This window comes from Streptomyces sp. NPDC046557 (assembly GCF_040645975.1).
Taxonomy (GTDB): Bacteria; Actinomycetota; Actinomycetes; order Streptomycetales; family Streptomycetaceae; genus Streptomyces.
Genome location: NZ_JBEYZH010000025.1, coordinates 24,256 through 40,743 on the forward strand (window position 1 = coordinate 24,256; position 16,488 = coordinate 40,743).

Here is a 16,488-nt window from a genome sequence, read left to right on the forward strand (position 1 = left end):
GCTGACGAGCGCGACAATGCTCAGTAGTTGTCGTGCGGGCGCCCCCGGGGCGCACGCGGCCCACGGCAACCCGCACGGTAACTCCGCGCGGCGGCCCTGTGGGCGAACCGGGCGATCGAAGAGGCAACACCGATGGGCGAGGGGTACGCATGACTGACACCGGCCAGGTCCCGGGCGAGGGTCACCCGGACAACGCGGGCATGGTGGATCAGCAGGGCGTCCCCGCGCAGGGCGCGCCCCTTCCCCCCGTCCCACCGCAGGTTCCGGCGGGCTACGCCTTCCAGGACCTGGTGGACGACTCCGCCGAGGCGGAGGACGAGGAACTCCTGCTCATGCCGAGCGGCCAGGGCGCGTGGAGCGACCCGCAGCCCGTCCCGCCGGCCCCCGCCTTCCCCGTCGAGCAGGCGCCGGCGTACTCCGAGTACCCGCAGCCGCTCTACACCGAGCAGACCGGCGGGGTCTACGCCGAGCCCGCGTACGTCGAGCCCCAGTACGCCCAGAACGCCGCGGCGCAGACCCCGGCCGCCCAGACCCCGGCCGCGCAGAACGCCGCCGCGGACAACGGCTACGCCGGCTTCCCCGACGCCGGCTTCCCCGAGGCCGCGTACAGCGCCGGCGCCCACGAGACGGGCGGCCGGGACTCCGGCGCGCTCGACCTCGGCGGTCTCGTGGTCCCGCAGCCGGCCACCGCGCCGCAGGCCCCCGCCGCCGCGGCCCGCCGCCCGCTGCACATGGGCCCGGCCGTGCCCGAGGCCGGGGGAGTCGTACGGTCCCTCGCGGACCGGGGGCCGGCCACCGCCCCAGTGGCGCCCACGCCGGTGACGCCGATGCCCGTACGCCACCCCGGTCCGCCCACCACGGGCCCGGAGTACCTGGACGTGCCCCAGCCGGAGGAGGCCGCCCCGGCTGCCGTCGCCCCGGCCACGCCGCAGCCGACCGAGATCCCGCCGCAGGCCGGGACGCCGTGGCCGGTGGAACCGCCGGCCGAGGCGACCGCCCCGCCGCAGGCAGCCGTCGCCGAGCCGCAGCAGCCGCAGCCCGCTCCCGAGCCCGCCGCCGAGCCCGCCCCGCAGCCCGTCGCGGAGCCGGTCGCGGAGGCCGAGCCCCAGGCCGCGGCCGAGCCGGAGCCGCTCGCCGCCGCGACCCAGCCCGTCGCCGCGGTCGTGGAGCCCGCACCGGAGCCGGTGGCAGCCGAGCCGGTGGCGGCCGAGACGGTGGCCGCCGAGGCGGAGCCCACCGCAGCCGTGGAGTCCGCCCCCGTGGAAGCCGCCCCCGAGGCCGCCCCGCAGCCCGAGCAGCAGCCCGAGCAGCAGCCCGAGGCCGTCCCCGTCGCCGTGGCCGCCCCGGTCATCCCGCAGCCCGTCGAGGCCCCGGCCGCGCCCGAGGCAGCCGAGCCCCCCATGGCCGAGGAGATCGCCCGGGCCGAGCCGGAGCCGCTCGCCGCCGCGACCGAACACGTCGCCGCGCCCGTGGAGCCCGTCGCCGACCCCGAGCCGGCGGGCCCCGTAGCGGAGCCCGTCGCCGACCCCGAGCCGGCCGCCGAGGCAGCCCCCGCGCCCGCCGAGGCGCCCGAGCTTGCCGAGGCGGCGCAGGCTCCCGAGCCGCCCCGGACCTCCGAGACCGCCGAGGTGCTCGCGCCGGCCGTCGCCCCCGGCGAACCGGCCCCCGCCTACGCCGAGGCCGACCGCGACGCCATCCAGCGCGTCATGCGAGAGCGCCGCGACATCCGCAAGGGCTTCCGTCCCGACCCGATCCCGCACGACGTCCTGCTGCGGGTCCTCGAAGCCGCGCACACCGCGCCCAGTGTCGGCCACTCCCAGCCCTGGGACTTCGTGGTCATCCGTTCGGCCGAGACCCGCCGCACGATGCACGAACTCGCCCAGCGCCAGCGCGAGGCGTACGCCAAGTCGCTGCCCAAGGGCCGGGCGAAGCAGTTCAAGGAACTCAAGATCGAGGCCATCCTCGACACCCCGGTGAACATCGTCGTCACCGCCGACCCCACCCGCGGCGGGCGCCACACCCTCGGCCGGCACACCCAGCCGCAGATGGCCCCGTACTCCTCGGCCCTCGCCGTCGAGAACCTCTGGCTCGCCGCCCGCGCCGAAGGCATCGGCGTCGGCTGGGTCAGCTTCTTCGACGAGCGCGAGATGGTCCGCGAACTCGGCCTGCCCGAGCACCTCGAAGTCGTCGCCTACCTCTGCGTCGGATACGTCGACGAGTTCCCCGAGGAGCCCGAGCTGGCGCAGGCCGGCTGGTCCCGGCGTCGGCCGCTGGCCTGGGTCGTGCACGAGGAGACGTACGGGCGCCGCGCGCTGCCCGGCGAGGAGCCGCACGACCTGCTCTCCGAGACGGTCGCCGGCATCCGCCCGCTGGACGCGAAGGCGCTCGGCGAGGCGTGGGAGCGGCAGAAGCGGATGACCAAGCCGGCCGGCGCGCTCGGCATGTTGGAGATCATCTCCGCCCAGCTCGCGGGCCTGTCCCGGGTCTGCCCGCCGCCGATCCCGGAGCCGGCCGCCGTCGCGATCTTCGCCGGTGACCACGGAGTGCACGCCCAGGGCGTCACCCCCTGGCCCCAGGAGGTCACCACGCAGATGGTGGCCAACTTCCTGGGCGGCGGAGCCGTCTGCAACGCGTTCGCCAACCAGGTGGGCGCCGAGGTCTGCGTGATCGACGTCGGCGTCGCCGGGGACCTCCCGGCCACGCCGGGTCTGCTTCCGCGCAAGGTCCGCCCCGGCACGGCCGACCTCTCCACCGGCCCGGCGATGACCCGCGAGGAAGCCGTCCAGGCCATCGAAGTGGGCATCGAGACCGCCCGCGACCTGGTCGCGGCCGGCAACAAGGCCTTGCTCACGGGCGAGATGGGGATCGCGAACACCACGGTCTCGGCCGCGCTGATCTCGGTGTTCACCGGAGTGGACCCCGCAGAGGTCACCGGCCGCGGCACGGGCATCAACGACGAGACGCACGCCCGCAAGGTCGAGGTCGTCCGCCGCGCCCTGGAACTCCACCAGCCCGATCCGGCCGACCCGATCGGCGTCCTCGCCGCCATCGGCGGCCTGGAGCACGCGGCGATCGTCGGCCTCCTCCTCGGCGGCGCCTCCCTGCGCACCCCGGTGATCCTCGACGGCGTCAGCGCCGGCGCGGCGGCCCTCGTCGCCCGGGCCATCGCCCCCGAGTCCCTGTCGGCCTGCATCGCGGGCCACCGCAGCGCCGAGCCCGGCCACGTCGCGGCCCTGAACAAGCTCGGCCTGCGCCCCCTGGTCGACCTGGACCTCCGCCTCGGCGAGGGCACGGGCGCCCTGCTGGCCCTCCCGCTGGTACAGAGCGCGGCCCGCGCCATGCACGAGGTCGCCACCTTCGACTCCGCCGGAGTCACGGAGAAGTAGCCGCGGGCCGCCGCCGCGAGGGCGGGCGCCGGCAGCAGAGCGCCTGCCCTCGCGGCGGCGGGAGCACCGGGTCGTATCGTGGACCCGCGCACCCGAAACCGCACGTCACACAAGGACAAGCCGCTCCAGCGCAGCAGCGGCCGCAGACCCACCGCCGTATCAGGAGCCGCACCGCCATGGCCGAACACCCCGCGTACCCCGTCGGTCTGCGCCTCGCCGGCCGCCGCGTCGTCGTCATCGGCGGCGGACAGGTCGCCCAGCGCCGCCTGCCCGCGCTGATCGCGGCCGGGGCCGACGTCCTGCTCGTCTCGCCCTCGGCCACCCCCTCGGTGGACGCCATGGCCGAGACCGGCGAGATCCGCTGGGAGCGCCGGCGCTACGAGGACGGCGACCTGGCCGGGGCCTGGTACGCGCTGATCGCCACCCAGAACCGCGAGGCCAACGACCGCGCCTCCGCCGAGGCCGAGCGCGAGCGGGTCTGGTGCGTCCGCGCCGACGACGCCTCCGCCGCCACCGCCTGGACCCCCGCCACCGGCCGTGTCGACGGCGTCACCGTCGCCGTGCTGACCGGCAACGACCCCCGCCGCTCCGCCGCGGTCCGCGACGCCGTGGTGGAGGGACTGCGGGACGGCTCCCTCGTCTCCACCCGCCGGCGCGCTCACGCCCCGGGCGTGGCCCTGGTCGGCGGCGGCCCCGGCGACCCCGACCTGATCACCGTGCGCGGCCGTCGGCTGCTCGCCGAGGCGGACGTCGTCATCGCCGACCGGCTCGGGCCGCGCGACCTCCTCGACGAACTCCCGCCGCACGTCGAGGTCATCGACGCGGCGAAGATCCCGTACGGCCGTTTCATGGCCCAGGAGGCCATCAACAACGCCCTGATCGAGCACGCCAAGGCCGGCAAGGCCGTGGTCCGGCTCAAGGGCGGGGACCCGTACGTCTTCGGCCGCGGCATGGAGGAGCTCCAGGCCCTCGCGGAGGCCGGCATCCCCTGCACGGTCGTCCCGGGCATCTCCAGCTCCATCTCGGTGCCCGGCGCGGCCGGCATCCCCGTCACCCACCGGGGCGTCGCCCACGAGTTCACCGTGGTCAGCGGCCACGTCGGCCCCGACGACCCGCGCTCCCTCGTGGACTGGGCCTCCCTCGCCAAGCTGACCGGCACCCTCGTCATCCTGATGGGCGTCGACAAGATCGGCCTGATCGCCGAGGCCCTCATCCGCCACGGCCGCCCGGCCGACACCCCGGTCGCCGTCGTCCAGGAAGGCACCACCGCGACCCAGCGCCGGGTGGACGCCACCTTGGCCACGGTGGGCGAGACGGTGCGCGCGCGGGAGGTCCGCCCGCCGGCCGTCATCGTCATCGGCGCGGTCGTCACGGTCAACGCCCCGACGGCCTGAACACCTCCGCCGGGCCGCACCCGGCCGTTGGCACCACACCCAGGACAAGGCAGTATCACCCCGTGGCTGATCTCATCACCGTCGACGACCCCGACGACCCGCGCCTGCGCGACTACACGGGCCTGACCGACGTCGAACTGCGGCGCCGGCGCGAGCCCGCCGAAGGGCTCTTCATCGCCGAGGGCGAGAAGGTCATCAGACGCGCCAAGGACGCGGGCTACGAGATGCGCTCGATGCTGCTCTCCGCCAAGTGGGTCGACGTCATGCGCGACGTCATCGACGAACTCCCCGCCCCGGTCTACGCCGTCACCCCCGAGCTCGCCGAACGGGTCACCGGCTACCACGTGCACCGCGGCGCCCTAGCGTCGATGCAGCGCAAGCCCCTCCCGGCGCCGGGCGACCTGCTGGCCGACGAGTCCGCCGGTCGCCGGATCGGCGTCTTCGAGGGCTTCGTCGACCACGCCAACCTCGGCGCCGCCTTCCGCAGCGCCGCGGCGCTCGGCATCAGCGCGATACTGCTCTCCCCGGACTGCGCGGACCCCTTGTACCGGCGCGCCATCAAGGTCTCGATGGGATCGGTGTTCTCCGTCCCCTACGCGCGCCTCGACCAGTGGCCGGCCGACCTGGAGAAGGTCCGCGAGGCCGGCTACCGGATCCTCGCCATGACGCCCAGCCCGAAGGCGACCCCGCTGGACCAGGTCCCGCCGGAGCGCTTCGAACGTTCGGCGATCATGCTCGGGTCCGAGGGCCACGGCCTGTCGACATACGCCCTACGGGCCGCCGACGAATGGGTACGCATTCCCATGGCGGAGGGCATCGACTCCCTCAACGTGGCCGCCGCCTCGGCGGTCGCCTTCTACGCCACCCGACCGCCGGCGGCCTGACCGGTCCTCGGGCGGTGTCCGGCTAGAGCTTCTGCGCGGCGGCGATGCCCAGCGCGACGATCAACGTCACCACGACGAACACGATCAGCCGCTGCCGCATCAGCTTCGGGTCCGGCCGCGAAGGGCGGCGGCCCGTCCCCGTCGTACGCGGCGCCGGGCGGCCGCCCCCGCGCCCGGCGGTGGAGCCGGGGTTGCGGGGCGAGGAGGGGCGCGAGGGCGGGCCGCTGTGCGGGCCCTGCGGCCGCGGGGTGGCGCCGCTCGCGGCCGTTCCTCCTCCGGTACGGCGCTCCGTGCGCTGGTCGGTGTACTGCTCCGTCAGTCGCCCCGTGGGCTGCTCGGTACGGGCGCGCTGCGCCGGCGGCCGTACCTCGCCCAGCCCCTGCGCCTCGCGGGCCGCGATCTCCTTGAGCCGCATCGACAGCTGCAGCGTGCTCGGCCGGTCCTCGGGATTTTTGGCCAGACAGGCCCGCACGAGGGGCGCGAGGGCGTCCGGGACCCCCTGCAAGTGGGGTTCCTCGTGCACCACGCGGTACAGCATGACTTCCGAACTGCCGTGCCCGAAGGGCGAGTCGGCGGTCGCGGCGTAGGCGAGGGTGGCGCCGAGGGCGAACACGTCGGTCGCGGGGGTCACCGCGGCGCCGCGCACCTGTTCGGGCGCGAGGAAGCCGGGGGAGCCGACCGCGGTCCCCACATGGGTGAGGGTGCTCGCGCCGGTGGCCCACGCGATGCCGAAGTCGATGATCCGCGGCCCCTTGGGCGACAGCAGGATGTTCGAGGGCTTGAGGTCGCGGTGGACGACGCCCGCCTCGTGCACGGCCACCAGCCCCTCCGACAGCGCGGCGCCGATCGCGGCGATCTGCGCGGCGGTCAGCGGACCCTCCTCGGCCACCTTGTCGTGCAGGGAGGGGCCGGGCACGTACTGGGTCGCGAACCACGGCCGCTCGGCCTCGAGGTCGGCCGCCACCAGCCGCGCCGTGCAGCCCCCGCGGATCCGCCGCGCGGCGGACACCTCACGGGCGAAACGGGAGCGGAACTCCTGGTCCTCCGCCAGGTCCGGCCGGATCACCTTCAACGCGACCCGCTGCCCGCGCCGGTCGGACCCCAGGTAGACGACGCCCATGCCGCCCGCCCCGAGCCGCCGGTGCAGCCTGAACGAGCCGACGACACGCGGGTCCTCGCGCCGGAGCCGCATCATCGCCATGTCCACCCCGCTGCCCGGTCGTCCTGTTGACGTGCCCCAGCTTACGGACCATCCGGCACGAGCGCTCAGAGGCCGCGCCCTCGCCGGGACAATCGATCGTCAGTACGGAGCAGGCCACTTGAGGGTGGCTCAGATGGTTCGGGAGCCGCTCGGCCCCTTCCGCCGCGTACCGCCAAACAGCCCCCGGGCCAAGGGGATTGGCCCCTCGGGCGGCCTCCGTTGCCATACCCCCGCAGGCGGCGGGACCGCCGGCGGTCATACCGCGCGCGAACAGCTCGTCGGAAGACACGCGTGTGCGGGGAGTGACGGAAGTGAGCGAAGTCACTACTGTCCGGTCATCCCTTCCGGGGAGACCCTCACGCCGGGGGAGTGATCTCCACCCAGGGGAGTACACGGGAGGGTGGTCCCTCATCCTCCCGGAGGCCCGCCAATGGGTACGAGGGCATGAGGCCAGGGCCCTTGCGCCCGCCTAGTGTTGAAGACAAGCGGCGGGCGGCACACTCGTCCCCCGAGGTCACGAGCCCGCCGCTGCCAGACGACAGGGAGAGGACCATGGCGGACTCCGCACGGCAGGGGCGCAAGGCATTCGCGTTCAACAGCCACGAGTCCGGTACGCGCCACCCGCTGGTGGCCGCGGCCATGGTGCTCCCCCTGGCCGTCCTCCTGCTCTTCCTCTTCGGAGGCTTCGAACAGGTGGCGGCGCAGGCGTCGTCCGTGGGCGCGATGCTGGGGCGCTGAGCGGCGCTCCGGGCCCGGAAGAGCGGTCCGGGTCGGGACATCGCCATGTCGCACCCCGTGGGGACGGGGGCGCGACGGCGGACGGCAGGTGAAGGGTGCTGCCCGTACGACTGGGGAGTCGGACGGGCAGCACCCTTTTTCACGTGTTTCCCATTCCGGACCGCCCGCCCCCCGGTCACGGAGGCGGGGGACAGAACGCGAAAGCCCCGACCGTGTTGACGGCCGGGGCTTTCCAGTGGTGCGCGATACTGGGATTGAACCAGTGACCTCTTCCGTGTCAGGGAAGCGCTCTCCCGCTGAGCTAATCGCGCGGGATCACGGCTCGAAAGCCGCAGGTGGAGCAGGTGTTGCCGGTGCTGCGTGCGCGATACTGGGATTGAACCAGTGACCTCTTCCGTGTCAGGGAAGCGCTCTCCCGCTGAGCTAATCGCGCGGGTGGTCCTCGCGGACCAGTGGACGATACTGGGATTGAACCAGTGACCTCTTCCGTGTCAGGGAAGCGCTCTCCCGCTGAGCTAATCGTCCTTGGAGGTGGAGACGGGATTTGAACCCGTGTAGACGGCTTTGCAGGCCGTTGCCTCGCCTCTCGGCCACTCCACCAGGAGCTGCGGGGGTTCTCGGGAAGACCCCCCACTTCGAGCGGACGACGAGACTCGAACTCGCGACATCCACCTTGGCAAGGTGGTGCTCTACCAACTGAGCTACGTCCGCAGGTCACCGTGTTCACTCCGGGGTGTTCCCCTTCGCTCCCTGGCGACGTGTTGAACTCTAGCGGATTCCCGGGCCAGCTCAAAAACGCGTTTCCGCAGCGTGCTGCCACTCGATCACCGCCGGTCACCCCGCTGTCACCGCTCCGGCGCCGGCGCGTCACCGGTCATAGACTCGCAGCCGTGCACGACCTGCCTCCCCTGGCCCGCTTCGGCGGCCGCCTCGCGACCGACCTCCGCGACGTCACCAGCGACCCCTCCGCCCTCGACTCCACCGGCTTCTGGGCGGTGGCCGCGGACTTCGAGGGGCGTCTGGTGTGCGCGCGCTTCGGGGACGTCCGCCCCGACCCCGTCCCCCTGCCGGTCCCCGGCGCCTGGCGCGGACCCGCCGCCGACCAGTGGACCTCCTCGCTCGACCGGGCCGCCTACGTGGCCGGCGTACGCCGCGTCCGCGAGCACATCGCCCGTGGCGAGGTCTACCAGGCCAACCTCTGCCGGGTGCTGTCCGCCGCGCTGCCCGACCCGGCACGGGCGGACGTCGACGCCCTCACCGCCCTGCTCGCGCGCGGCAACCCCGCACCCTATGCAGGAACGATTCGGCTGCCGGCCCACGGCGTCGAGATCGCCACCGCCTCCCCCGAACTGTTCCTGCGCCGCGCAGGCCGGCACGTGGAGTCCGGGCCCATCAAGGGAACCGGCCGCACTGCCGCCGACCTGCTTCCCAAGGACCACGCCGAGAACGTGATGATCGTGGATCTCGTGCGCAATGACCTCGGCCGTGTCTGTTCCCCGGGCTCGGTCGCCGTCCCCGAGCTGTGTGCCGTCGAGGAGCACCCGGGCCTGGTCCACCTCGTCTCCACCGTCAGCGGCGTGCTGGCGGAGGACGCGGGCTGGCCGGAGCTGCTGGAGGCGGCCTTCCCGCCGGGCTCCGTCACGGGCGCCCCGAAGTCCTCGGCCCTACGGATCATCGAGGCGCTGGAGACCGCCCCGCGCGGCCCCTACTGCGGGGGCATCGGCTGGGTCGACGCCGACCGCGGCACCGCCGAGCTCGCCGTCGGCATCCGCACCTTCTGGATCGACCGCGAGCTGCCCGGCGGCCCCCGCCTGCTCTTCGGCACCGGGGCCGGGATCACCTGGGGATCCGACCCGGACCGGGAGTGGGCCGAGACCGAACTGAAGGCGGCCCGGCTCCTCGCGGTAGCGTCGGGCACGCACGTCATGCACGAGCCGCATGAAGCACACGGTGCGCATGGGCTGAGCGAAGGGACCGTACGGTGAGGATCTGGCTCAACGGGGCGCTGCGGGACGCGGACGCGGCGAAGGTGTCCGTACTGGACCACGGGCTGACCGTGGGCGACGGGCTCTTCGAGACGCTCAAGGCCAAGGACGGGACCGTGTTCGCGCTCACCCGCCATCTGGACCGGCTGACCCGCTCGGCCCGCGGCCTCGGGCTGCCCGACCCCGACCTGGACGAGGTGCGCCGGGCCTGCGCCGCCGTGCTGGAGGCCAACCCGGTGGCGCTCGGTCGGCTCCGCATCACCTACACCGGCGGCGAGTCCCCGCTGGGCTCCGAGCGCGGCAAGACCGGCCCCACCCTGGTCGTGGCCGTCGGCGAGACCACCCGGCGTCCCGACACCACCGCCGTGATCACCGTCCCCTGGGTCCGCAACGAACGCTCCCCGCTGGCCGGCCTGAAGACCACCTCGTACGCCGAGAACGTGGTCGCGCTCGCCCGGGCGCACGCGGCGGGCGCCTCCGAGGCCCTCTTCGCCAACACGGTCGGGCAGCTCTGCGAGGGCACCGGATCCAACGTGTTCGTCGTCCTCGACGGGGAACTGCACACCCCGCCGCTGGCCTCCGGCTGCCTCGCGGGCATCACCCGCGCCCTCGTGGTGGAGTGGACCGGCGCCAAGGAGACCGACCTGCCCCTCGACGTGCTGGAACGGGCGGACGAGGTCTTCCTCACCTCCACCCTGCGCGACGTCCAGGCGGTCCACCGCGTCGACGACCGCCGGCCGGCCGCGCCGGGGCCCGTCACGGCCGAGGCGATGCGGATCTTCGACGAGCGCGCGGGCTCCGACCTCGACCCGTAGACCGCCGTCGCACGCCCTGTCGCGGCGGGCGTCCGGAGGGTAGAACTCGACGATGACCACCACACTGCGGCCGAGCGGGCCGCTCCGGGAAGGCGAGGACGGCGCGCGCTCGCGCCCCTACGAGGTCCGCGTCAACAGCAGGCGCGTCGGGCAGTTGCTGATCCGTGCCGGAACCGCGTTCGGGCCGGCGGTCGGGGAGATCGGCGATCTCGTCATCGACCCGCCCGACCGCCGCCGTGGCCGCGCCACCGTGGCCGCGCTCGCCGCCGAGGAGGTGCTGCGGGGGTGGGGCTGCCGCCGCGTTCGGGTGTCCGTCCCCGCCGGGTCCGCCGGCGGACTGCGGCTCGCCGAGGCCCTCGGGTACGCCGAGTACAGCCGCCACCTGGGCAAAGAGCTCCCGGTCGAACCGCCCGCCCTGCCCGAAGGGGTCACGTCCCGCCGCATGACGGAGAACGAGTACGCGGCCTGGGCCGCCGAGGCACCGGCCGGCTACGCCGCCGAACTGGCCGCGCGCGGGATGCCGGAGCGCGACGCGTACGCGCGGGCGGTGACCGACCACGCGGCCCGTTTCCCGGACGGCCGGGACACCGCGGGCGTCACCCTCGCCGTCCTGGAGGCGGCCGGCGATACCGTGGGTCACCTGTGGCTCGCCGCGCACGGCGACGGGGCGTACGTCTTCCACGTCGAGGTCGCCGAAGGACACCGGGGCCGCGGCCACGGGCGCGCGCTGATGCTGCTCGCGGAACGCGAGGCCGCCGCCGCAGGCCACGGGACGGTCGCCCTCCAGGTCTTCACCACGAACACCCCCGCGCGGCGCCTGTACGCGTCCCTGGGCTACCGGCCCACGAACCTGAACTACGCCAAGGACCTGCTGTAGGCGCTCATCCCGCCAGCAGCCGGTCGGCGATCTCCTCGATGCGGGCGCGTAGGCCGTCCTGGCTCTTGCCGCCGTCGAGGCGCTCGCCGCCGATCACGTACGTGGGGGTGCCGGTCACGCCGATCGCCTTGCCCTCGGCCTGGTCGGCGTCGACGATCAGGATGTGCCGCCCGTCGACCAGGGCGGTGTCGAACTCCTCGACGTCCAGGCCGAGTTCACGGGCCACATCGAGCAGGACCGCTTCCCCGCGCTCGCCCAGCTCGGCGGTGCGGGCCAGTACGGCCTCCGCGTACGGCCAGCCCTGCCCCTGCTCCGCGGCCTCCTCGGCGGCCTGGGCCGCGGCGAAGGCGTGCTTGTGCTTCTCCAGCGGGAAGTGCCGCAGCACGATGTCCAGGCGGTCGCCGTAGCGGGCCCGCAGGGCGCGTACGTCGTCCAGGGCGCCGTGGCAGTCCGGGCACTGGAGCTCGCACCACACCTCCAGGACGACGTGGCCGGCGGGCGCCGAGGGGGAAGCGGAGACGGAGTCGGGGGAGTGGGAATCGGTCATGCGCACAGTGTCCCAGCTCGCCCGGCGCCGCACCGACCGGCACCGGGGGAGGAGGCCCGACCCCGAGATGTCCCGGAGATCGGTCCGGGAGCCGTCCGCGGCGTGGCCCCCGCGCCCCGGGCCGGTGCACGATGGATGGGGACGGACCGCCGCTCCGGCCCGACCGCCCGACCCGTCGGCTTCTGGAGGACAGCATGCTCGCCGAGACCATTTGTTCCGCGGTGTCCGCGGCGGGCTTGGGAATCGCCGCGGTGACCGCGTACCGCAGGCGTTTCCTCGCCGCGACGCGCATCGCCGCGTACGCGCTGGTGCCGGTCGCGCTGGTGCTGACCGGCGTCGTCGCGTGGGTGTCGGGGATGGTGTTCAAGCCGTCCGTCTGGATCGGTTTCGGTCTGCTGGGCCTTGCCTGGGCGCTGTTCCTGGCCACCCGGGCGGTCGAACGCCGTACGCTCGGCCGGCCCGCGAAGCCGGAGGAGCCCAAGGCGGCCAGGGGTCGCCCCGCCCGGGGCGCCGTCGCCCCCGACGCCTCCGCGCCCTCCCTCGCCGCGGGCTCCGGGCCCCGGCCGACGCGGGAGCGGGCCGCCGCCCCGGCGGACGACTTCTCCGACATCGAGGCGATCCTCAAGAAGCACGGGATCTGACCGGGCGGCGGACCCGGGTCCGCCCCGCCGCCGCACTTCCCGTCACAGGAAAGGGCGAACTCCCGCCACGTCACTGGCGTGTTGAGGGGCGATCAAGCGCGGGTTGGGCGATCATCGGCCCGACATGCCGGACACATCACCTGATGAGCCGTCGGCTCACGCCCCCGCCGAAGAAGCCCGCGGCTGTCTCTTCGCGCTGTCCCAGCCGCCCCTGATGATCTTCCTAGCGGTGATCGGAACCCTGCTGCTGCTCGCCGCCGTACACGACCTTTTCCTGCTCTGAACCGTGGGCGTCCGAACCGTGGGCGTCCGCCTCCTTGCGGCGCGCCCGGTACGCGGCCACGTGCAGCCGGTTCCCGCAGGTCCGGCTGTCGCAGTAGCGCCGCGAGCGGTTGCGGGAGAGGTCCACGAAGGCCCGTCGGCAGTCGGGGGCCTCGCAGCGCCGCAGCCGCTCCTGCTCTCCCGAGACCACGATGAACGCGAGCGCCATGCCGCCGTCCGCCGCCAGGTGGTCGCCCACGGAGGCGCCCGGCGCGAAGTAGTGCACGTGCCAGTCGTAACCGTCGTGGTCGGTCAGCCGCGGCGTGGTGCCCGCCGTCGCGACCAGCTCGTTGATCAGCGTGGCCGCCGCCCGGGGGTTCGGGGCGGCGAAGGTCTGCGCGAACTTGTCCCGGACGGTGCGCACGCCGGCGAGATCACGGGCGCCGAGCTCGCCCACGTCGCTGATCGCGTACTCCTGGACGAAACCGCGCAGCGCGCCCACATCGGACAGCCCGTCGGGCCTGCCGGGCTCGGCCGCGGTGTTCACCAGCGCGACGACGACGTCGAGCGCGCGACGGGTGTCGTGGGGGATCTGCACGGGGTCTCCCTGGGGGCCGGGCCTGCGGCGATCGGTCTCTGCCGCGTGGGTGGCCGACTCTAGCCGTCCCCGGCCGCGGCCGGGAGGTGCGACCGTCCCCGGAACGCACGGCGGCGCCGCCCCCGCGGTTGGCTTCCGCGAGAACAGCGCCGGCACTGCCGCTTGTGGTTGTCCCTCCCGCACCGTCGCCCCGAGTCGGACGGTGTCGGGTGGTCCCCCGGCCGCGGCCGGGAGAGTCGCCCGCGTCCTGGGTCAGCTTTCGGCCAGGATGTGGGACAGCTCCTTGTCGAGGTCGAAGTGCCGGTGTTCGGTCCCGGGTGGGACCGCGGCGTCCGTCCGCTTGAGGAAGGACTCAAGGGCTCGGGCGGGTGCTTCGAGCAGTGCTTCTCCTTCCGGAGAGCTCAGGGCGATGCAGACGACTCCCTGACCGTGGCTGCGGGACGGCCAGACGCGGACGTCGCCGGTGCCGGTGGGCCGGTGGAGACCCTCTGCGAGGAGGTCGCGGGCGAATACCCATTCGACCGTCTCCTCGGCGCCGGTGTGGAAGGTGGCGTGCACGGCGTAGGGATCGGCCGTGTCATACCGCAGGCCCGCGGGAACAGGCAGTGAGGACTCGCTCGACACAACGAGGCGCAGGTGCAGCTCGCAGCTGACCGTGGTGTTCATAAGCGCCAGGGCCTTTCGCTCAGTGTGCGCTCGGGGATTCGCACGTCGGCGAAATCGACATGCCACCTACGGTGGCGTTGTAAACCCCTCTGACCGTTTTGCGGACCTCTGGGTCCCTCGGACGGCGGATCCAAACGGCGGATCACGTGTGCTTCCGGGCCACGATTCGACTCCGGTAGATTCGACCCATGAATACGGGGAGTGACCGCGAGACCGACGAGTCCGCGGACAAGGGAACCGATCCGGGAGCCGAGCCGCACGTCTCGAAGGCGCCCGCCTTCGTCAAGGCCAACCGCACCCTGCACCTGAGCTGGCAGGTCGGCGTGTTCATCGTCGGCCTGGCCGTCATCGCCGCCGGCATCGCGATGCTGGTGCTGCCCGGGCCGGGGTGGGTGGCGATCTTCGCCGGCCTGTTCATCTGGGGGACCGAGTTCGCCTGGGCGCAGGTGGTGCTGCGCTGGACGAAGCGGAAGGTGTCCGAGGCGGCGCAGAAGGCGATGGACCCGAGGGTCCGCCGCCGCAACCTCATCCTGACCGCTGTGGGCGTGACCGTCGCGGCCGCGCTCATCGGGTTCTACCTGTGGAAGTACGGCCTCGTGCTGCCGTGGAACATCAACGACCAGTGATCCGCACCGATGGCGTAGAGCACCGCTGACATGCGGTAATGTTTGCGGTGCGTCCGGGCGATTAGCTCAGCGGGAGAGCACTTCGTTCACACCGAAGGGGTCACTGGTTCGAACCCAGTATCGCCCACCGGACCGAAGGCCCGGAGACTCGAAACGAGTCTCCGGGCCTTCGTCGTACCTTGGCGCCGCGAGCGGCCCTGGAGGGTTCCTGGCGCCCCCGCGTCGCGGGGGTCGGTCCGAGCGGTCGGAGGAGAGCCGCGGGGCTCGCACGGGGCCACAGGAGGGCATCGACGGTGTATCGCGGCACCGCGGCCGAGCGGGATAGGCGGCGCGGCCGGCTGGGCAGGCTGGGGGCATGGACCCCAGCGGCATGCAGCACCACAGCGGCACGGACCACGGCCCCCGGCGCGGTGGGAGTCACTTCCGCTTCCGCAGCGTGTGGGATCTCGACGCCCCGCCCGCCCTCGTCTACCGCACCCTGGAACGAGCCGGGGACTACCCCCGCTGGTGGCCCCAGGTCCGCCGCTTCACCTCCGCGGACGGGCGCACCGGCACCGCCGTCATCCGCTCCGCACTGCCGTACGCGCTCCGCGTCACCGGCACCGAACTGCTCCGCGATCCCGCCGGAGGGGTACTGGAGGTCGCGCTGAGCGGGGACGTCGAGGGCTGGGCGCGGTGGACCGTCCGCCCGCGCGGGACCCGCACACGCGCCCTGTACGAGCAGGAGGTCGAGGTGCGCCGGCCGCTGTTGCGTCGCCTCGCGGTGCCCGGACGCCCCCTGTTCCGGCTCAACCACACCCTCATGATGCGCGCCGGGCACCGGGCGCTCGCGGCGCGGCTGGCGGCCCGGCCGGAAGCGGTTTGAACAGAACCCCGGGGCTCTTGTATTGTTCAACCCGTTCCGGGCGATTAGCTCAGCGGGAGAGCACTTCGTTCACACCGAAGGGGTCACTGGTTCGATCCCAGTATCGCCCACCGGGACGGGCCGGTCCGTCAGATGACGGACCGGCCTTCCGCGTTTTCCGCAACCCTTCCGCGCGGTCCCCGGCGGTGCGCCGGGGAAGGCGCCTACGCCGCCGCCGGGACTTCCGGACGGAGCGGCCAGTGCGGGTCCACCGGTTCCGGCGTGCCCTGACGGGCGAACCACGCCTGGAGCCCCCGGGCCTGCGCCGCGTGCCACACTGCCTGGAGGGTGTGCAGTTCGGCCGGTGTCAACCGCTCCAGCCGGCCCGCGAACCGGCGCCCGAGTGCCCGTACGAGTTCCAGCGAGGCCAGTGCGTCGGCCGCCGCGTCGTGCGCGCCCTCCAGCTCTATCCCGTAGTGCGCGCACAGGTCGCCCAGCGTGCGGCGGCCCTTGCGGTAGCGGTCCAGGTGCTTGTCCAGCACCCGTGGGTCCAACACCGTGAGCGGCCGGTCGTCCAGGTAGCGGGCCAGCGACGACGCCCGGTGCCGGCGCAACTCCCGGTCCAGCAACGTCAGGTCGAACGGCGCGTTCATCACCACCACCGGCCGGCCCGCCAGTTGCTGCTCGGCGAGCGAGCGGGCTATCTCCTCCACCACCGGCGCCGGCCAACGGCCGTTGCGCTGGAGGTGTTCGTCGGTCAGGCCGTGCACTTCCGTGGCGCCCCGGGGCACCGGGATACCCGGATTGACCAGCCAGCGCGTGGTGCGGACCCGGCCGCCCGCACACTCCTGCACGACGAGCGCGGCGGACACGATCCGGTCCCGCTCGACGTCCACCCCGGTCGTCTCCGTGTCGAATGCGGCCAGCGGTCCCTCGTACCAGCGTGTCATGGCGAACTCCTCGTCCCCGATCGGCAGATGGGGCGCGACGGGAACTCGCCACCCCCTTGCCCGAATCGGTGATAC

The 16,488-nt window shown here is 73.7% G+C and carries 15 protein-coding genes and 7 tRNA genes; 12 read left to right on the top strand and 10 right to left on the bottom strand.

The genetic code is table 11. The annotated features are described in order from the left end of the window. Positions 1 to 149: 149 nt before the first annotated feature. From cobT to ABZ934_RS28395, 3 genes are all read left to right on the top strand, one after another. A complete protein-coding gene (gene cobT / locus ABZ934_RS28385) occupies positions 150 to 3,386 on the top strand; it encodes a nicotinate-nucleotide--dimethylbenzimidazole phosphoribosyltransferase (RefSeq protein WP_361318518.1) in 3,237 nt (1,078 codons plus the stop codon). A gap of 176 nt (positions 3,387 to 3,562) precedes the next feature. After that, complete coding sequence (gene cobA / locus ABZ934_RS28390) at positions 3,563 to 4,780, top strand: uroporphyrinogen-III C-methyltransferase (RefSeq protein ID WP_361318520.1); 1,218 nt, start codon at positions 3,563 to 3,565, stop codon at positions 4,778 to 4,780. Positions 4,781 to 4,842: 62 nt separating this feature from the next. Further along, positions 4,843 to 5,664, top strand: a complete 822-nt coding sequence (locus ABZ934_RS28395; RefSeq protein WP_361318522.1) for an RNA methyltransferase — start codon at positions 4,843 to 4,845, stop codon at positions 5,662 to 5,664. 22 nt (positions 5,665 to 5,686) lie between these two features. Here ABZ934_RS28395 and ABZ934_RS28400 read toward each other — a convergent pair whose 3' ends face one another. After that, a complete protein-coding gene (locus ABZ934_RS28400) occupies positions 5,687 to 6,871 on the bottom strand; it encodes a serine/threonine-protein kinase (protein ID WP_361318524.1) in 1,185 nt (394 codons plus the stop codon). A gap of 546 nt (positions 6,872 to 7,417) precedes the next feature. On the opposite strand from ABZ934_RS28400, the gene ABZ934_RS28405 reads away from it, so the two are divergent. Beyond that, complete coding sequence (locus ABZ934_RS28405) at positions 7,418 to 7,603, top strand: hypothetical protein (protein WP_361318526.1); 186 nt, start codon at positions 7,418 to 7,420, stop codon at positions 7,601 to 7,603. 236 nt (positions 7,604 to 7,839) lie between these two features. Here ABZ934_RS28405 and ABZ934_RS28410 read toward each other — a convergent pair. The 5 genes from ABZ934_RS28410 to ABZ934_RS28430 form a co-directional block, all read right to left on the bottom strand. Further along, positions 7,840 to 7,914, bottom strand: a tRNA-Val gene (locus ABZ934_RS28410). 50 nt (positions 7,915 to 7,964) lie between these two features. Continuing rightward, a tRNA-Val gene (locus ABZ934_RS28415) sits at positions 7,965 to 8,036 on the bottom strand. A gap of 20 nt (positions 8,037 to 8,056) precedes the next feature. After that, positions 8,057 to 8,128, bottom strand: a tRNA-Val gene (locus ABZ934_RS28420). Between the two features lies 1 nt (position 8,129). Then, positions 8,130 to 8,203: transfer RNA gene (locus ABZ934_RS28425), tRNA-Cys, on the bottom strand. 38 nt (positions 8,204 to 8,241) lie between these two features. Beyond that, positions 8,242 to 8,314: transfer RNA gene (locus ABZ934_RS28430), tRNA-Gly, on the bottom strand. Positions 8,315 to 8,493: 179 nt separating this feature from the next. Between ABZ934_RS28430 and ABZ934_RS28435 the strand changes: the two genes are divergently transcribed. The 3 genes from ABZ934_RS28435 to ABZ934_RS28445 are packed head-to-tail and all read left to right on the top strand — an operon-like array spanning position 8,494 to position 11,280. Beyond that, positions 8,494 to 9,588 (top strand): chorismate-binding protein, encoded by a 1,095-nt coding sequence (locus tag ABZ934_RS28435; RefSeq protein ID WP_361318528.1) that lies wholly within the window; start codon positions 8,494 to 8,496, stop codon positions 9,586 to 9,588. Beyond that, positions 9,585 to 10,403, top strand: coding sequence for an aminodeoxychorismate lyase (locus ABZ934_RS28440; RefSeq protein WP_361318530.1), 819 nt, complete (start codon positions 9,585 to 9,587; stop codon positions 10,401 to 10,403). Before ABZ934_RS28435 ends, ABZ934_RS28440 begins: the two co-directional genes overlap by 4 nt. A gap of 52 nt (positions 10,404 to 10,455) precedes the next feature. After that, positions 10,456 to 11,280, top strand: a complete 825-nt coding sequence (locus ABZ934_RS28445; RefSeq protein ID WP_361318532.1) for a GNAT family N-acetyltransferase — start codon at positions 10,456 to 10,458, stop codon at positions 11,278 to 11,280. Positions 11,281 to 11,284: 4 nt separating this feature from the next. Here the strand turns inward: ABZ934_RS28445 and ABZ934_RS28450 are convergent, their stop codons facing one another. Continuing rightward, positions 11,285 to 11,827: a DsbA family protein gene (locus ABZ934_RS28450; RefSeq protein WP_361318534.1), complete on the bottom strand. Its 543-nt coding sequence runs from the start codon at positions 11,825 to 11,827 to the stop codon at positions 11,285 to 11,287. A 194-nt stretch (positions 11,828 to 12,021) separates the two neighbouring features. On the opposite strand from ABZ934_RS28450, the gene ABZ934_RS28455 reads away from it, so the two are divergent. Further along, positions 12,022 to 12,468 (top strand): hypothetical protein, encoded by a 447-nt coding sequence (locus tag ABZ934_RS28455; RefSeq protein ID WP_361318536.1) that lies wholly within the window; start codon positions 12,022 to 12,024, stop codon positions 12,466 to 12,468. Positions 12,469 to 12,691: 223 nt separating this feature from the next. On the opposite strand, the gene ABZ934_RS28460 is transcribed toward ABZ934_RS28455, so the two are convergent. Together ABZ934_RS28460 and ABZ934_RS28465 are read right to left on the bottom strand one after the other, a co-directional pair. After that, positions 12,692 to 13,327, bottom strand: coding sequence for a CGNR zinc finger domain-containing protein (locus tag ABZ934_RS28460; protein ID WP_361318538.1), 636 nt, complete (start codon positions 13,325 to 13,327; stop codon positions 12,692 to 12,694). Between the two features lie 252 nt (positions 13,328 to 13,579). Continuing rightward, complete coding sequence (locus ABZ934_RS28465; RefSeq protein ID WP_030011909.1) at positions 13,580 to 13,993, bottom strand: SsgA family sporulation/cell division regulator; 414 nt, start codon at positions 13,991 to 13,993, stop codon at positions 13,580 to 13,582. 188 nt (positions 13,994 to 14,181) lie between these two features. Between ABZ934_RS28465 and ABZ934_RS28470 the strand changes: the two genes are divergently transcribed. The 4 genes from ABZ934_RS28470 (at position 14,182) to ABZ934_RS28485 (ending at position 15,594) form a co-directional block, all read left to right on the top strand. After that, positions 14,182 to 14,619 (top strand): TIGR02611 family protein, encoded by a 438-nt coding sequence (locus ABZ934_RS28470; protein ID WP_361318540.1) that lies wholly within the window; start codon positions 14,182 to 14,184, stop codon positions 14,617 to 14,619. Between the two features lie 55 nt (positions 14,620 to 14,674). Next, a tRNA-Val gene (locus tag ABZ934_RS28475) sits at positions 14,675 to 14,746 on the top strand. A gap of 228 nt (positions 14,747 to 14,974) precedes the next feature. Beyond that, positions 14,975 to 15,484, top strand: a complete 510-nt coding sequence (locus tag ABZ934_RS28480) for an SRPBCC family protein (RefSeq protein WP_361318542.1) — start codon at positions 14,975 to 14,977, stop codon at positions 15,482 to 15,484. A gap of 38 nt (positions 15,485 to 15,522) precedes the next feature. Further along, a tRNA-Val gene (locus ABZ934_RS28485) sits at positions 15,523 to 15,594 on the top strand. Between the two features lie 93 nt (positions 15,595 to 15,687). Here the strand turns inward: ABZ934_RS28485 and ABZ934_RS28490 are convergent. Next, positions 15,688 to 16,413, bottom strand: a complete 726-nt coding sequence (locus ABZ934_RS28490; protein ID WP_361318544.1) for a 3'-5' exonuclease — start codon at positions 16,411 to 16,413, stop codon at positions 15,688 to 15,690. Between the last annotated feature and the right edge of the window lie 75 nt (positions 16,414 to 16,488).

Excerpts from the sequence above, each read along its gene's own strand:
- ABZ934_RS28455 (WP_361318536.1), top strand. The coding sequence starts at position 12,022 with ATGCTCGCCGAGACCATTTGTTCCGCGGTGTCCGCGGCGGGCTTGGGA.
- ABZ934_RS28450 (WP_361318534.1), bottom strand. The coding sequence starts at position 11,827 with ATGACCGATTCCCACTCCCCCGACTCCGTCTCCGCTTCCCCCTCGGCG.
- ABZ934_RS28480 (WP_361318542.1), top strand. The coding sequence starts at position 14,975 with ATGGACCCCAGCGGCATGCAGCACCACAGCGGCACGGACCACGGCCCC.
- ABZ934_RS28470 (WP_361318540.1), top strand. The coding sequence starts at position 14,182 with ATGAATACGGGGAGTGACCGCGAGACCGACGAGTCCGCGGACAAGGGA.
- ABZ934_RS28490 (WP_361318544.1), bottom strand. The coding sequence starts at position 16,413 with ATGACACGCTGGTACGAGGGACCGCTGGCCGCATTCGACACGGAGACG.
- cobT (WP_361318518.1), top strand. The coding sequence starts at position 150 with ATGACTGACACCGGCCAGGTCCCGGGCGAGGGTCACCCGGACAACGCG.
- ABZ934_RS28445 (WP_361318532.1), top strand. The coding sequence starts at position 10,456 with ATGACCACCACACTGCGGCCGAGCGGGCCGCTCCGGGAAGGCGAGGAC.
- ABZ934_RS28405 (WP_361318526.1), top strand. The coding sequence starts at position 7,418 with ATGGCGGACTCCGCACGGCAGGGGCGCAAGGCATTCGCGTTCAACAGC.
- cobA (WP_361318520.1), top strand. The coding sequence starts at position 3,563 with ATGGCCGAACACCCCGCGTACCCCGTCGGTCTGCGCCTCGCCGGCCGC.
- ABZ934_RS28465 (WP_030011909.1), bottom strand. The coding sequence starts at position 13,993 with ATGAACACCACGGTCAGCTGCGAGCTGCACCTGCGCCTCGTTGTGTCG.